Here is a 15,379-nt window from a genome sequence, read left to right as displayed (position 1 = left end):
GGGGCGGACCGCCGCCGGAGCCGAGGTCACGGCTGACGGGTCTCCGGTACGGGAGCGGGACTGGCGGTCGCCATGTTCTGCGCCGCCTTGTCGAAGTACCTGAGCAGCTCCACCGGGAACGGCATCACGAGCGTCGAGTTCTTCTCGGCGGCGACCTCCACGACCGTCTGGAGCAGGCGCAGCTGCATCGCCTCGGGGGTGTCGGACATGATGCGGGAGGCGTTGGCGAGCTGCTGGGCGGCCTGGAACTCGCCGTCCGCGGTGATGACCCGGGCCCGCCGCTCGCGCTCCGCCTCGGCCTGCCGGGACATGGACCGCTTGAGCGACTCCGGCAGCTGTACGTCCTTGATCTCCACGCGGTCGATGTGGACGCCCCAGCCCGCGGCCGGGCTGTCGATCATCAGGGCGAGCCCCTCGTGCAGCCGCTCACGGTCGGAGAGCAGGTCGTCCAGGTCGCTCTTGCCGATGATGGAACGCAAGCTGGACTGGGCGACCTGGCCGACGGCGAAGACGTAGTCCTGGACCTCGATGGCCGCCCGGAGCGGATCGGTCACCCGGAAGTAGACGACCGCGTCGACCTTCACCGAGACGTTGTCCTTGGTGATGCCCTCCTGGGTGGGCACCGGCATGGTGACCACCTGCGTGTTCACCTTCCGCATCCGGTCGACGAACGGGATCAGGAACGTCACGCCCGGCTGCCGGTACGTCGGCAGCGCCTTGCCCATCCGGAACACGACCCCGCGTTCGACCTGGTTGACGACCCGCATACCGCTGCGCAGCACGAGCAGGACCGCCAGAGCCACCAGCACGACCGCGAGCACAGTGCCTTCCATCGCACTCCATTCCTCGAAAGGATTCCCCGTAAGGATTGAGACAAGGAAGTAGACACCGGACGGAGTTGGCCGGATGCGCCCGCACGCGTCAGGAGATCGTCAAGAAAACGGCCCGGCACGCGACCCGGCACCGAGGGTCGTCGTCGTGGGCGCGGGCTTCGGCGGGATCGCCGTCGCCGCCGAACTCCTGCGGCACGGCCTCGACGACGTGACCCTGCTGGAGGCGGCACCGCAGCTGGGCGGCACCTGGCACCACAACCGCTACCCGGGCGCCGCCTGCGACGTGCCGAGCCACCTGTACTCGTACTCGTTCGCCCAACGCGCGTCCTGGGCCCATGTGTTCTCCCACCAGGACGAGATCCTGCGGTACGCGCAGGAGACCGCGGACGCGCTCGGGATCACCCCGCGGATCGTCACGGACACGACGGTCACCTCGTGCACCTGGGACGACGGCACGCGTACCTGGACGGTGCGCAGCCGTCGTACGGGATCCGACGGGCCGGACGAGGAGAGGGTCGCCGATGCCGTCGTGCTCGCCACCGGGCAGCTCGACAAACCCGCCTTCCCGGCCGTGGAGGGGCTGTCCGAGTTCGCCGGGCACAGCTTTCACTCCGCCCGCTGGGACCACGACTACGACCTGCGGGGCAAGCGGGTGGCGGTCATCGGAACCGGGGCGAGCGCGGCCCAGCTGGTTCCCGAAGTCGCGCCTCTGGCCGCTTACTTGACGGTGTTCCAGCGAACGGGGAACTGGTTCCTGCCACGCCGGGACCGGCCCATGCCGGCGGCCCTGAACCGTGCGATGCGATGGCCCTGGGCGCGCCGCGCCTGGCGTCGGCTCCTCCATCACGGCATCGAGCTGCTCACCCTCTGCATCCGCCACCCCGGAACCGTCGGCCGCGTCGGCGCGCTGCTCTCCGCCGCCCATATGCGCCGCCAGCTGCCCGACCCCGAACTGCGCCGCAGCGCCTGGCCCGACTACCCCTTCGGCTGCAAGCGGGTCCTGCTCAGCTCCGACTTCCTGCCCGCGCTGCGCCGCCCGAACGTGGAGCTGGTGACCGACCGGATCGCCCGTATGACCCCCGAGGGCCCGGTGACGGAGGACGGCCGGCTCCACGAGGTCGACTGCGTGATCCACGCGACCGGCTTCCGTACGAACACCTTCATGCTGCCGATGGAGATGCGGGGCGCGGGCGGACGCTCGATCAGGAAGGCGTGGGCCGAGGGGGCCCGCGCGCACCTCGGCATCATGGTCCCTGGCTTCCCCTCCCTGTTCCTCATGTACGGCCCGAACACCAACACCTCCGGTGGCTCCATCCTGTTCTTCCTGGAGGCTCAGGCCGCCTATGTCCGCCGGGCGCTGGAGCTGGTCCGCCGCACCGGAGCGGCGGCGCTGGACGTGCGGCCCGAGGTCGAGGAGGCCGGGCTACGGGCCCTGCGGGCACGTTTCGGGGGCACGGCCTGGCAGTCCTGCTCGTCGTGGTACCGCACGCCAGATGGCCGCAACGTCGCCAACTGGCCGGGCTACATGGGGGAGTACGCGGCACAGACGCGCCGGATGACGCCCGCGGACTTCCGTTTCCTTCCGTCCCGGGGGCGATGAACCCACTGGAGCGCGGCCCGCTTGCGTACCGGCGTCGAAACGCCCGAGGGCGGCGTCCCGTCGTCGGTACGCCGCCCTCGGATGTCGGTGCCGATCCGGTCAGCTCCGGTGCGCGGAGCCGTGGACCAGGAGCTCGGTCACGTCCATGTAGCTGCAGCCCGAGGGGCTCGGGTCCGTCGCGCACTTGGCGCCGTTGTCGGCGGCCTGGTTGCCGAGCATGGTCAGGCGGACGTAGCGGACGTTCTTCCCGGTGCCGGCCTTGAGGGCCACGGCGTTCTCGCGGCCGGTGTCGGCGGGCTTGAAGTGGCCCTCGGCGGCGGTGACCCAGGTGGTGCCGTCCGTCGAGGTCTCGATCCGGTAGTCGCCGAGGGACGCCGTCTTGTCGTCCCCGCAGCCCGCCGTCGGGTCGATGCGCAGCTCGGCGACATCGACGGCCGAGGGCAGCTTGACCGTGTTGTGCACCGGGTCGACCCCGGTGCCGTTGCTGCCGCCCTTGGCGTCCGAGCCCCAGACGGTGCCCGACATGTCGATCAGGCCGTTCGGTCCGCAGCCGAAGTCGGTGTTGTCGGGCCCGGTGAACTCCGTGACCGTGGCGCCGCCGGAGGCGGCGGCCCAGTCGCGGCGCAGTGCCCAGTCGGCGCTGCTCCCGGAGCCGACGGAGACCGTGCGGATCTGCGGCTCGTAGCCGTTGCCGCTCGCGTACACCTTCCGGTACGTGCCCTTGGGGACGTTGTGGATCGTGTACGTGCCGTCCGCCCTGGTCACGGCGGAGAAGTCGGCACCGGGGAAGCCGGAGGCATGGCCGCTGATGCTGACGCCGACCCCGCCGACGGGGGCGCCGGACGCGTCGTCGGTGACCTTGCCGGTGAGAGTGGTCACCGGGGTGTGCGGGCCGGGCGGCAGCGAGAAGTCCTCGTCGGGCTTGGTGTCGTCGGCGCTCAGCGCGGCGGCGAAGTAGCCCATGCCGCGGTGCGCGAACACCTTCCAGATGCGGTCGTGGGCCCGGCCGCGGTTGACCACGGTGTCGGCCTGCAGGATGGCGTTGCGCTGGTCGAGGAAGGTGGGGTTCGCGGGCGACAGCTCCATGGCGCGGGTCAGCAGCGACTCGGTGAGCCTGCTGCCGAGCCGGTTGCGCAGGTCCCAGAGCGTCTCGCTCCAGATCTCGCCGTCGGCGTGCACCTCGGCGCCGCGGCGCGAGATCTTGCCGTAGTCGCCGTAGGTGTACCCGCCCTTGCCCGCCGCCGAGGTGCCGGGGCACTTCGCGGAGGTGGAGCCGACCGGGCAGTCCAACGGCTGCGAGCGGGACGGCAGTTCATCGGTCCAGTGCGGCGGGTCGAGGGCCACCTCGCCGTCCGTGCGCCGGCTGTCCTTGAGCAGCCCCTGGTCGTTGAGGAAGTCCAGCGCGTACCAGTCGCTCCACGCCTCGCCCATCGCCCCGCCCTGCTGGCCGGTGAGGGCCGAGACCCCGGCGGCGTCGACGACGAGCCGGTTGGACAGACCGTGCGTGTACTCGTGGTAGACGGTGGCGGCGTCGTCGCCCCAGTTGCCCTGCAGTACCGTGCCGGTCCCGGTCAGGTACATCTGCATCGTGGGCGCCTGCCCGTCCGGCGGCGTCCCCATGTTGGCGTTGTTCAGGTGGTTCTCGTCGGGCAGCCCGTGGTCGACCGCGGCGCCGTCGTCGGTCTGCGCGTCCACGGCGTCGCCGTCCCGGCCGTCGAAGTTGCCCGCGGCCCGGGTGAAGCCGATCGGGCCGGCCTCCAGGTGGTCGTGGTAGGTGCCCAGGTAGTAGTAGACCTGCGCGGCGTTCTGCTCGCGGTTGGTCTTCCAGGAGTACGGCGTCTTCTGGTCCCAGGAGCAGGGCAGCGGGACGTCGCAGCCGGGACCGGTGAAGTGCTTGAACGGGAAGGAGAACGTCCCGTCGGCCGCCGGGGTGATCTCCTCGCCCGCGTCCACCTTGTTGTTGTCGTCGACGTCGCTGAAGACGTGCGCGATACGGCCGTCGAGGGTCTTGGCGCCGACGGGCAGCCAGCCGTGCGCGGTGAGGTGGCGGGTGTGCTGCTTGCCGCCCTTGGGGGCGCCGGGGTAGCGGTCCCAGACGAGGACCTTGCCGGTGCGCAGGGGCGTGGCCGCGGAGGAGGACAGAGGCTGACCGGAGGAAGGCGCCACCCCGGTCGCCGCCGACAGGTCGTCGGAGAGGTTCTGCCGGTACAGAACCCGGCCGGTCGCCGCGTCGACGACGTGTAGCCACATGCCGTGGCCGTCGGACACGGTGACCGTCTGCCAGGCGCGCCGGGCGGTGCCTCCCGGCGTCGTGTAGACGACCTGCTCGGCGGTGTCCTGCTTACCGACGCCGCCGGCCTCGGCACCGGCGATGTCACGCACCGCGGTGTGCTTGGCCTGCGTCGAGGTGACACGGCCGGGGGCCAGCTGCGAGGGCAGCTTCGGCACCGGGGAGCCGAGCACACTGATCAGCCGCCCGTCCCGGGAGACGTTCGCCTTGACGCCGTTGCCGAACACCGGGACGCCGTCGACCGACTGGACGAACGACAGATGACGGACCCCGGCGACGTCGGTGTACTCCTTGCGCAGGGTCAGATCGCGGACCTGACCGGCGGAGAGACCGAAGACATCGGGATTGTCCCGCAGATACTGCCGGACGATGTCCTCCGGGCCCTTGTCGCTGCGGGGTGTCAGATACCCGTCGAGCTTGGCCACCTGTCGCGCCGTGCCGGTGGCCGGGTCCAGTTCGAGTACGCCCTGAGCCCCGAGCTGTTCGCGCAACTGCTGTACGCCCGCCCGCTGTTCGGCCTTCACGAGCCGGGCGTCGCGGCGCACCAGCGTCTGCTGCGACGGTACGGGCGGCGTGGCGGACGGTGTGGGCGACGGACCGTCGGCCGCCGGGCTGCCCGGGACCGCGCTCGCGGCGCCGGGCACAAAAGCGACGGCCAGCGTGAGGCCGGCCGCCGCGGTGAGTATGGTCGCGCGTCTGCCGCGCGAGGAGGCTCTCGTCATGTTCAACGCCTCGTGGGGGGTGAGGGGTCCAACGGCCGTGGTCGGCGGCCGAGTTGTACGCCTCGTACCCTTTCAAGGCGACCTGCACGACAGAAGACCTCAAAGATCAGGTGTCACAGAAGTCACACAGGCGTCACGCAGCGAAGGCTGTCCGGATCAGTGGGCGGCCAACGACGCTGTGAAGTCCGTCCATGCCTTGGGGGGCAGGCGGAGTATCGGGCCGTCGGGGTCCTTGGAGTCGCGTATGGCCACGACGGCGGGGATGTTGCGGGCGACTTCGACGCATTCGCCGCTGCCGCTGCTGTAGCTGGACTTGAGGAAGTCGAAACCAGTGATCAATTCATGTCCTCGCTGATGCTCTCGATCAGGCTGAGCGAGTCCCTGGGGGCAAGGCTCAGCCTCGCGGTGCGGTCGAAGAAGGAGCCGTACATGGTGCTTTCGGACTCGCTTTCGATCCACACCGTAGCCGCGATGCTGTCGACGTGGACCACGTCCACGGCTTGGGCCTCGGCGAAGGAGATGATGTTGAAGGCTCCTGCCATGCAGGCGTGGCCGCCCGCACGAAAGGGCAGTACCTGGATCCGCACGTTGGGGAGCTGGGCCACGTCGAGCAGATGCTGCAACTGCGCGCGCATGACCTCGGGACCGCCGATCTGTTGCCGGAGTGCGGCCTCCCAGACCACCGCGTACAACTGAAGCGGCGCGGGTCCCGACAGCCGGGCCTGACGCTTCATCCGTACGTCTACAACCCCTTCGATCTCGTCCGGGTCCTTCCACAGCCCTTCGCTGACTACAACGGCCCTGGTGTATTCGGGAGTCTGCAACAGGCCGGGGATGAACGCCTGCTGCCATGTGCGTACCTGACTGGCGACGTCCTCCATGGCGATGTACTCGGAGATGGCCTCGGCCTGCGGAGTGTGCTGCCACCAGCCCTTCGCCTTACGGCGCTCCCGGTCAAGCCGGGCCAGGTTCAGTAGACGTGCCACGGCTTTGGAATCGTCCAAGCCGTACAGCTCGCACAGTGCGCGAATGTCGATGTCCCGCATCGGCACCCAGCCCCGCTCCATCTTCACGATCTTCGAGTTTGTCGCGTTGAGGATGTCAGCGGCCTGCTGCTGGGTTTTTCCAGCCGCATCGCGGAGGCGCAGCAGTTCCCCACCGAGTCGGCGTCCCAAGACAGTTGACGCCCGGTTACCAGTTGGCGCGGATCGGTTCACGCGATCAGTCTCGCGCCTCCGGCACCCTTTCGACAAATCTGGAGACAATTGTCTCCAAGCTTGTTGCGCTTGGGTCATCCGTCTCGCTACGGTCAGTACTCAACCGCTCACTCGGCGGTGACTCCCCACCCCCCCACAAGGAGGCGCACCTCCATGCCCCACACCAACCCCACCCCCGAACCCCTCCGCCACGAAGACCAGCTGGACTACACCCCCGTCCCCCGCAGCGTCGCCCTCGCCCGCCACCGCGCCGCACGCCTCGTCACCGAGTGGGGGTATCCGCACCTCGCCGGAGACGTCGCCCTCGTCGCCAGCGAGCTGATGACCAACGCCCTCCTGCACGGCAGCCTGCGTGACCGGCTCATCCGGCTGAGGATCATCGCCACGGCCGCCACGCTCCGAGTCGAGGTCAGTGATCCCCGCGGGGAGCGGCTGCCGTGCCCGCGGGACGCAACCGGCGAGGAGCAGTTCGGACGCGGGTTGGCGCTGGTCGGAGCGCTGGCGGACGGCTGGGGGGTCGCACCACGGGTGGGTGTGGGCAAGACGGTCTGGGCGGAATGGGGCCTCGGCCTCACCCTCTACGGCGGCGATCCGCTCGCGCGCACGCGGGAGTGAGCGGGAACGGTGCTAGCGTCGGCCCATGCCGGGTCTGCGAAGTTGAGCGGTGCGTCGACCCCAATGCCGCCACCCGCCCGGGGGAAGCCATCTGGCTGCGAGTGCGACACTTCGCGGAAATGTGTCGCACTTTCCACGACCCGTCGGGCGGTCCCGTGGCAGCGACGCACCGCTCAACCTCGAAGACCCCCATGCCGGAAGGTCGCTCGATGAGCGGAAGGGGGCGTTCATGACCGCGCCGTACGCGGACGGAAACGGCCCGCTCATTCCCAGGCCCGAGCTGACACTGCCGGCTCTGCGACAGGCCGTGGCGACGGTGGCCCCCTCCCGCCTGCCCGAGTTCTTCGAGGACCTGCAGAAGGCGTTCGTCCGCGCCGGGGACGAGGACAGCGTCGTACCGATCCGCATGTTCTACCGGCAGTGGGGCGTCGTGGTGGAGATCGAGCGGCACCCGGAGACGGCCCGTCGCCTGCACGCCGCCGAGCAGGCCATCAACAGCTCGGACCCGGACGTACGCGAACGTGCCATCCGCGAGGCCGGAGAGACCGTACGAGCCGCACACCGCGAGGTCGCCGGGGGCTGACTGGCGCTGGGAGCTGTTCCAGGACGACCTGCTGGACGGGCTCCCGGATGCGGTATGTGCCGAGACCGAACGTCTGGCCAACGAGACGCCGTACGTGAGTCGATGGTCTTCCTGGAGGGAGCCGCCTACACCGGACAGGGGTCTGACGTGCGGACTGAGAGCCGTGGCCTCCTCATGCTCACCTACCTGACCGATGTCCGTGGTGAGCGGATCGTGGTCGTGCAGGTGAGCTGGTTCGGCTGAGGCGCGGCCGGATCCAGGCCGTATCGATCGGGTCCCCTACCTGCGGTATTTCCGTGAACAAGGCTTTGTTGCTGCCTTGGGGCCGTCGGAGGCCATTCATGACGTGCAGGGAAGGCCCGGCTTGGTCGCTGAACTGAGGTCCGAGGGTGGGGCCGATCATGGCCACTGCCAACCATCAGCTGGAACCGAACTGTCAAGCATCAAGTGACGTCAACACGTCAAGCATCAAACGAAGTTGCACACCCCCAGCCGACCGACTGAGTTACAACTTTCTCTACAGGTTCAAGGCGGCTCGCTCCGCTCCCCGCGCGCGGCTCGGCCCCCGGCCGGGCCTGCGCTCCTGACTCCGCCCCGCTCCAGCCCGGCCGACGCCCGGGCCGCACATACGAGCTGTCTGGCACCAGAGAATGCGGTCTCATATCGTGCCTTGCCTCGCAGAACAATGAGGAGCGCGGCGCGACGCCACAGACGTTCTATTGGTCCGCGATCAGTTCCTTGGCTGTGCTGACGAGTCGTGCAGCGCGCTCATTTGAAAACTTCTCGAAGTCGTCCTCAAACAAGCTCGCTGGGCAGAGGGATTTCTCGAGAATCTTCGGGGTGGCGTTCACGTCCATAGTTTGCCGATAGATGCTTGGCGCGACTCCGCCCAGCGTCTTGTTGTCCTGAGATGACATAAACGCGAAGTTCACGAGCGCATTAATATTTTCGGCCTTCACCCCTCGTTGTTTCAGATAGGATCTCGGGTAGAGGTGGTGGAACTCATTTCGATTATAGTTCTGCAGTACGTTCGCCAGCGTGATGGGGGAACCTGAGACAAAGGACAGAGGGTTTTGTTGCGCAAGCAAGAGCACGAACGTCCGGGTGCTAACGGTTCCCACCGAGAAGCTTTGGTTAAGGAAGTATTCGGCGTCTACCGACGCCGAAATTTGGTCGATACTAGAGCTTCCCTCCGTCCGCAACGCTACCGCCTCGGCGATGTCGCGGTTCATGTTGCGCAGAACACCAGCAGAGTAGCGCCGCGAAAAGCAAGACCGCCAGAACCATCTGAGAAGTTGCTTGCGCTGCGCCTCCGTGTACTTAACAGCCGTGGTCCCGGGAGTTGCAAAGAATGCACTCAAGGCAACAATAAGCGTTGCGTAAGGCAGGTTATTCAGAGACTCAACGTTGAGGTTCTTACGAAGGAAGTCAACAGCCCCCTTGATTCCGTTTTCGATCTCTTGGAAGCGAGTGCGTACCTCCGACCCATTCAGACCGATTAGGGCGGACGGAGATGCATCGTGCGCAATGATGGCGGCACAACAGCGCAGTAGAAGGTTGGTGTCCTCCCCTACATCTTCGAAACCAAAGGGGCGAAGGTCTTCTGCTAGGTCATTGAAGCGTTCTTGCAGGTCAAACTCTTCGCTCCATGTCCATGCGGAAAGCAACTGGAGAGTATCAAGTTCCACACCCATTCGGTTGACTCGTTCGAAAACAATAGCAACCTTTGCCCGATTGTCAGTCTCGATGGACTGGACTGGAATCGTGGCTTCCTTAAATTCCGCCTGAACCTTGTCGATTAGTTCAAGCTTTTCAGCGTCGAGATGCTCGGTTGCCTTCCTGTATGCGGTGACATTAAAGAATGTCCCAATAGGGAAATGTTTTTCGGGGTCTACCCTCCCGTCTGACAGGGCAAGGAATTGACTCTCCTGGAGGTCGGGCGAGGCCTCGAAGTCGAAATAGATCTTATTCCACTCGACGGCTTCTTGCGGCGTGATGTCTGATTGAAAAACACCGAAAATCGAAGTCAGTCGCTGCTGTCCGTCCAGAACGTAGTCAATTGGATAGTCAGGGTCATTTTGAGGCAAGATGAAAGGTCCGAGTTGGCGTTCCGATTGCAATTGTTCCTTAGTTCGCCACAAGATCAATGCGCCGAACGGGTATCCTTTGTAAATCGAATCCATCAAGTACGCGACACGCTCGGCATCCCACACGAATCCGCGCTGAAAAGCGGGAATCCGAATGGATCCTGAGGTGGCCTGGTCGATAACCTTGCGAATTGACAGTCCGTCCAAGGTTTTGCCCCCAAAAATAAGCAAGCGGAGGCCCCGCTCGCGTTCAGCCGCCCTAGAGACCTCGAAGTCACACCAAGGTCGTAACGACGCTAGACGGCACAGGGGAGCACAGCAAGCAGAACACCAGAACTACGCGGCTACTCTCAGCGGTCGGCCGTCGCGGCTTGCTCTGGTCGATGATGTAGCAGCGTGGCTAAAGGCCGGTCGGGGTGCAGCGAGGCATACGCGCGCGTGGTTCGGTCGGCGCACCCGCCGTCGTGGCTGACTGTCGTCGGCTGGGGTTCAGACGGGTCACTCCGAGGGTGCCGGCGGACCGTCAGGTGCGGCAGGGCTGGGCCGTCTGAGGCGGCTCGGCGGTGGCCGAGGACGACCAAAGACGATCACCAGGCGTACGAGCCCACCGCCACTGACCTGAAAAAAACCCAGCTCACCTAAAGCTTGTCCCGCATCTGACCGGTTGGGGGCGCGGCGGCCAGACGCAGACGTTGGACACCGCCTCGCGTCAGCAGCATCCCGCTGCTGGTCACGAGGTCATGGGCGGCAAGGCCGATCCTCATGCCGGAGATTCGTCGGCCCTGCGTGCTCTCGACGATGGCCGGCCTGGTCGCCGCTCGCAGGACCTTCCAGATAAGGCGCGTCTCCTCGGTCAGGAGCTGATGTCTCTCCGGCCCGACCTCCTGCTCGAACCAGCGCACCGCGAGACGGCCGGCCTCGAAGACTTCGCCCTCGCCGTCCTGAAGGCGGCGTGAGCAAAGGAACTGCACGACGGCCGAGTGTCCGAGGTCGGATCTGGGGGCGACGGCGTCGTCCACCAGGACGTCCTCAGGTGCCCGGGCCTCGGTCGGCAGAAGCAGAAACGCTTGCCGACCGCCGCAGCTCAGGGCCTCACCGAGTGAGCGATGCAGATGCACCTGGTGAAGGCCCTTCGGGCCGGGGTGACTGCACAGCCAGCCGGAGCGCGGCAGGGCTTCGCTGATGCGCTGCCCAATGAGTTGCTCGTCTTGGGGCAGCGACCACACATCGGTCGTCTTCGTTCGGGAGCCAGGAGAAGCCACGCGCGATAAGCATGGCAGAGAACGAGAACATTCCCGCGGGAGCGTCCGGGACCCCGCTGCCTGCCTCCGGACTCTGCTGGCCGATGCGAAGATCACGGGATGCCTCGTGTGATCACCGCATCGGAAGCCTCGTGGATACTCCCGTTCACGGGGCTAACTCCGCGGGAATTCCGCACGTTGATCGTGACGCTGCGACGCGAGGGCGCCGACGGAGTACGTCCGGGACGCCCCTGGGGACTGTCGCTTGAGGACCGGGTTCTACTGGTGGCTGCCTACTGGCGGACGAACCTGACGCTGCGACAGCTTGCGCCGCTCTTCGGTGTGTCCAAGTCGGCAGCTGACCGCATGCTGCAGCACATTGGCCCGCTGCTCGCGCTCAAGTCCCGCAGCCGGTTCCGCCGGGGCACCGTGCTGATCGTGGACGGCACGCTGGTGCCCACCCGGGACCGCTCCATCGCCGCACAGTCGAAGAACTATAGCTACTCGACCAACCACCAGGTCGTCGTCGACGCTGACACCCGCCTGGTCGTCGCCGTAGGCCGCCCGCTGCCGGGCAACCGCAATGACTGCAAGGCCTGGACCGAGTCGGGTGCCGCTGCCGCGGTGGGCAAGACGACGACCATCACCGACGGCGGCTATCGGGGCACCGGACTTGTCACCCCGCACCGGCGCCCGGCCGGCGGCGAGCTGTGCGGCTGGAAGAAGGAGCACAACCACTCGCACAGGCAGGTCCGCGCCCGCGTCGAGCACGTCTTCGCGCGGATGAAGACCTGGAAGATCCTCCGCGACTGCCGCCTCAAGGGCGACGGCGTCCATACCGCCATGCTCGGCATCGCCCGTCTCCACAACCTGCTCCAGGCCGCGTAAACCCGACCTAATCAGCCCGGCGCCCCGCCGTTCGCCGGGCAACAAGATCAGTTACGGGACAGCCTTTAAAGCGTGTTGCAGAAGGCCGTGAACAGGGCATCTCCGTTGTATGGCTGGGGTGTTGAGGGCCAAGCGGGTGTGGGTGGAAGCGTTCACGGGGCTGCGGATCGATCAGTTCGGGCGGCTGCTGAGGGCGGTGCGTGCGCGTGGTGGTGACGGCTGTGGATGGGGGCGGCCGTGGCGGCTGCCGCTGGCCGAGCGGGTGCTGCTGGTGGCGGTCTACTACCGCACGAACCTGACCATGCGGCAGCTCGCCCCGCTGTTCGGCGTCTCGCCGGCCACCGTCTGCCGGGTCATCCAGCGCCTTGGCCCACTGCTCGCGCTCGAGCCCGTGCGCGCGCCGCGGGATGCCGTCGAGCGGTTATGGATCGTGGACGGCACCCTCATTCCGGTCCGCGACCGCACGGTGGGCACGTCCTCACGCAACTACCGGTTCTCGGCGAACGTGCAGGTCATCGTGGACGCGGACACGCGCCTGGTGGTGGCCGCCGCCCGCCCGGTGCCGGGCACGACCGCGGATGCGAAAGCCTGGCGGGAGTCGGGCCTGGCCGAGCAGTGCCAGGGCGTCACCGTGCTCGGCGACGGCGCCTACATCAACACCGGCCTGATCGTCCCGCACCGCAAACGGCCCGGACGCCCGCTACTGAAGGGCGAGGAGGAGGACAACGCCGCGCACCGCAAGGTCCGCGCCCGCGTCGAGCACGTGATCGGCCGGATGAAGAACTACAAGATCCTTCGTGACTGCCGGCAACACGGCGACGGCCTCCATCACGCCGTCCAGGCCGTCGCCCGCATGCACAATCTCGCCCTCGCCGCATGACCGGATGCGTCAACAGCCCAGCTCAGGCTGCCTGTTCACGGCCTTCTGCAACACGCTTTAGGGGGCACAGCCGGCGCCGTGCAGGAGCCCCCGTCGCCTACTGCCCAGGCCGACGACGACGCTCGGCTGCCGGCCCGGGCCCACAATGCCTCTCCAACTCAGTACATTCGTGTCTCCGCTACCGACGCCTTCCCCACTGGTGGCTTACGCCGCTGCCACTCCCGCGCCAGTTCCGTGGGGAAGCGCCGACCGCTGCGGGCCAGAACGACGCCCTCGGTCAGTTCCAGCTGGTCACCGCCACGAAACTCCCTTGGCACGCCTGTCGCCAGATCGTGCCACGGAGTAGAACCCGACCTGCCCGCGGTGGACTGCCAACGGGTGCCGAAGGTGCTCAGATCCGTTACGTGTATGACACCTCCGACAATCCGGAGCTCCACGTGGGTGCGACTAATGCGGGCGGCCCGCTCCGCGGGCACCAGATCGTGTAGAGAGATGCCACCGAGCCCCGGTGCGCGGCCGATGGGTACGGTCGCCCCATCCTCCAGTGTGAACCGCGCCGCGCACGAGCCTTCCAGGATCAGCTTCACTTGTGCGGTGGCCGTGCGTGGTCCGTCGTCGATGAGTGGAAGGCCGTGCACGTCACACGTGGGAAGGCCACGGCGCATCCGGGGTAGTGCGACGTAGGCGCCGCTGTGTGTGTCGTACAGGGTGCAACGCTTCTCAGAGCAGCGCCAGTTACGCCTGACCACCTCCGAGCGTGGAGCACGCGAAGGCCCGAGGAGGCCCTGCTTTTTCAGCGCTGTCTCCTCCGCCTTCCGTGAGATGTGCACCGCGCTGGCCACCCCCATGTCAAGGGGGACCAGTACGACCGTGTCGGCAGGGCCGGCGACAGGCTCCAGGAAGTCGTCGACATTGCCCTGGAGGAAGGTGAATTCGTCCCGTTGATCCCGGTAGTAGTCGCCGGTGATGACAGGGATTCCGGTCATCTCGCACAGTTCCAGGACACGCTCATCGGCATCGTCGAGCTCTTCGACGAGCCCCTGTCGCACCCATTTCGCCAGAAGGCGCACATCCGCGGGGTCGTTGAACTCGCCCCTGCCGCCGTGCCGCAAACTGCGGTCCGCCACCAGATAGAGCTTGACGTCGGGGTCGCGAGCGAGCCTTGCCGCAGCGTCGGCGACGAGGGCGAGGCGCCGCAGAGAGCGCAGTCCTGGCTCCCCGATGTCCCGTCGGCGCACCACGTTCGACAGGTCGACGATGAAGCACGCCTCCTCGAAGTCGGCTGTCAAATGTTTCTCCACAGACTCCTCCGATTTTCACGAATCCCTCACGAACCGCGCTGATGTGATGTTAATTACCTTATGGGCGCCTCGCGTTGGGAGGTGTCCTGTTGCACGGATCGCGACGGAGATATCCAGGCACGGCCAGGCGCGATCACGGTGGGCATGGATGGCAAACGGGGGGCGTTGTGTCCGAATGGGGTTCGTTCATCAATGACGCTCCGCCGGGGGAAGAGGAGCCAGGCCCTGTCGCCGGCGGACCTCGGCAACCAGTCCCGGACTCCGACGACGCAGACGACTTCTGGCGCACCGACTTCGTCGAGGAAGCACGGTCTTCGGGCGGTGACACGCCCCCGTCTCCGCGTACGACCGGCGCTCCGGTTCCGTCGTCCGAGGCGGTCGCCTCACTGCTAACGGCGGGCGAGACCCTCTGGGCCGAAGTCGACGGTTCTGTAGCCGTACTGGGTTCCGGCTGCGTCGTAACCGCTGTCTACGACGACGAGCCCGACGGCTTCAGCGGCTGGCGTCCGGTCACGGTGGTGGATCCGGCCCGACTGATGGTGCGCCCCGCGCCGCTGTCGCTGGCCGAACCGCCGGTCGGTGTCGCGACGTCCGTGGCCGAGCTCTACTCGGACACGGAATCGTTGCCTGAGGACGAGCCGCTCCGGGTCCGGCGTTTTCCGGTAGGTCGGGGGCCCGACCTGGACGCCATGCTGCGCCGGGCGGAAACGGACGAACGGGAGCGGGTGCGGGCCGAGGCTGAGGTGCAGGCGCGCCGGGCCGACGAAGAACTGGCCGTGATCAAGCGGGAGCTGGCGGAAAGAGCCGAGCTTGCCGAGCGGCACGCCCGACAGCGCGAGGAACGAGCGCATGAGGCCGTACTACGGATCCGAAGCGAAGCGGACCAGCGGATCTCCGCGGCCGGTACGGAAGCCCGGCGGGAGGTGGCGGCGGCCCGCGAAGAAGCAGCACAGGCGGTACGGCAGTGGCAATTCCGGGCCGAACAGGCGGAGCAGAAGCGCTCCAGGCTGGCCGAGCAATTGGAACAGGCGCATCGCGCGAGTGTGCAGCGCCTCGCGCTCGTCGCGGTGCTGGCTGTGATCGCCGTCGTCCTGGCCGTCGTACTGAAGGGGGCATGAGCGC

Annotated in this window: 13 protein-coding genes; 6 read left to right on the top strand and 7 right to left on the bottom strand. The window is 67.2% G+C overall.

Annotation, left to right across the window (positions count from 1 at the left end; all coding sequences use genetic code 11):
- Positions 1–26 precede the first annotated feature (26 nt).
- On the bottom strand, positions 27–833 hold the full coding sequence (locus ACWDAG_RS17375) for a slipin family protein (RefSeq protein WP_450696435.1): 807 nt from the start codon (positions 831–833) through the stop codon (positions 27–29).
- A 145-nt stretch (positions 834–978) separates the two neighbouring features.
- Here ACWDAG_RS17375 and ACWDAG_RS17370 point away from each other — a divergent pair, with 145 nt between their 5' ends.
- Positions 979–2,433, top strand: a complete 1,455-nt coding sequence (locus ACWDAG_RS17370) for a flavin-containing monooxygenase (protein ID WP_450696434.1) — start codon at positions 979–981, stop codon at positions 2,431–2,433.
- A gap of 99 nt (positions 2,434–2,532) precedes the next feature.
- On the opposite strand, the gene ACWDAG_RS17365 is transcribed toward ACWDAG_RS17370, so the two are convergent.
- From ACWDAG_RS17365 to ACWDAG_RS17355, 3 genes are all read right to left on the bottom strand, one after another.
- Positions 2,533–5,445 carry a M36 family metallopeptidase gene (locus ACWDAG_RS17365; RefSeq protein WP_450696433.1) on the bottom strand — a complete coding sequence of 971 codons (2,913 nt, stop codon included), beginning with the start codon at positions 5,443–5,445 and terminating at the stop codon, positions 2,533–2,535.
- A gap of 156 nt (positions 5,446–5,601) precedes the next feature.
- Positions 5,602–5,781, bottom strand: a complete 180-nt coding sequence (locus tag ACWDAG_RS17360; RefSeq protein WP_389088053.1) for a DUF397 domain-containing protein — start codon at positions 5,779–5,781, stop codon at positions 5,602–5,604.
- Positions 5,781–6,662: a helix-turn-helix domain-containing protein gene (locus ACWDAG_RS17355; protein ID WP_450696432.1), complete on the bottom strand. Its 882-nt coding sequence runs from the start codon at positions 6,660–6,662 to the stop codon at positions 5,781–5,783. Before ACWDAG_RS17355 ends, ACWDAG_RS17360 begins: the two co-directional genes overlap by 1 nt.
- A 153-nt stretch (positions 6,663–6,815) precedes the next feature.
- On the opposite strand from ACWDAG_RS17355, the gene ACWDAG_RS17350 reads away from it, so the two are divergent.
- Entirely contained in the window at positions 6,816–7,277 is a 462-nt protein-coding gene (locus ACWDAG_RS17350) for an ATP-binding protein (protein WP_450696431.1), read from the top strand.
- 229 nt (positions 7,278–7,506) lie between these two features.
- Positions 7,507–7,860 carry a hypothetical protein gene (locus ACWDAG_RS17345; RefSeq protein ID WP_450696430.1) on the top strand — a complete coding sequence of 118 codons (354 nt, stop codon included), beginning with the start codon at positions 7,507–7,509 and terminating at the stop codon, positions 7,858–7,860.
- 716 nt (positions 7,861–8,576) lie between these two features.
- Here ACWDAG_RS17345 and ACWDAG_RS17340 read toward each other — a convergent pair.
- Both ACWDAG_RS17340 and ACWDAG_RS17335 read right to left on the bottom strand, forming a co-directional pair.
- Positions 8,577–10,154, bottom strand: a complete 1,578-nt coding sequence (locus tag ACWDAG_RS17340) for a GmrSD restriction endonuclease domain-containing protein (RefSeq protein WP_450696429.1) — start codon at positions 10,152–10,154, stop codon at positions 8,577–8,579.
- A 431-nt stretch (positions 10,155–10,585) separates the two neighbouring features.
- On the bottom strand, positions 10,586–11,173 hold the full coding sequence (locus ACWDAG_RS17335; protein WP_450696428.1) for a hypothetical protein: 588 nt from the start codon (positions 11,171–11,173) through the stop codon (positions 10,586–10,588).
- Between the two features lie 135 nt (positions 11,174–11,308).
- Between ACWDAG_RS17335 and ACWDAG_RS17330 the strand changes: the two genes are divergently transcribed.
- Together ACWDAG_RS17330 and ACWDAG_RS17325 are read left to right on the top strand one after the other, a co-directional pair.
- Positions 11,309–12,076 carry a transposase gene (locus ACWDAG_RS17330; RefSeq protein WP_450696427.1) on the top strand — a complete coding sequence of 256 codons (768 nt, stop codon included), beginning with the start codon at positions 11,309–11,311 and terminating at the stop codon, positions 12,074–12,076.
- Positions 12,077–12,185: 109 nt separating this feature from the next.
- Positions 12,186–12,956: a transposase family protein gene (locus tag ACWDAG_RS17325; RefSeq protein WP_450696426.1), complete on the top strand. Its 771-nt coding sequence runs from the start codon at positions 12,186–12,188 to the stop codon at positions 12,954–12,956.
- 158 nt (positions 12,957–13,114) lie between these two features.
- Here ACWDAG_RS17325 and ACWDAG_RS17320 read toward each other — a convergent pair whose 3' ends face one another.
- A complete protein-coding gene (locus ACWDAG_RS17320; protein WP_450696425.1) occupies positions 13,115–14,245 on the bottom strand; it encodes an FHA domain-containing protein in 1,131 nt (376 codons plus the stop codon).
- A 548-nt stretch (positions 14,246–14,793) separates the two neighbouring features.
- Between ACWDAG_RS17320 and ACWDAG_RS17315 the strand changes: the two genes are divergently transcribed.
- On the top strand, positions 14,794–15,375 hold the full coding sequence (locus tag ACWDAG_RS17315) for a hypothetical protein (RefSeq protein WP_450696424.1): 582 nt from the start codon (positions 14,794–14,796) through the stop codon (positions 15,373–15,375).
- The last annotated feature ends 4 nt before the right edge of the window (positions 15,376–15,379 follow it).

Source organism: Streptomyces sp. NPDC001157, from assembly GCF_053598255.1.
This window is presented reverse-complemented; position numbering and strand designations above follow the sequence as displayed.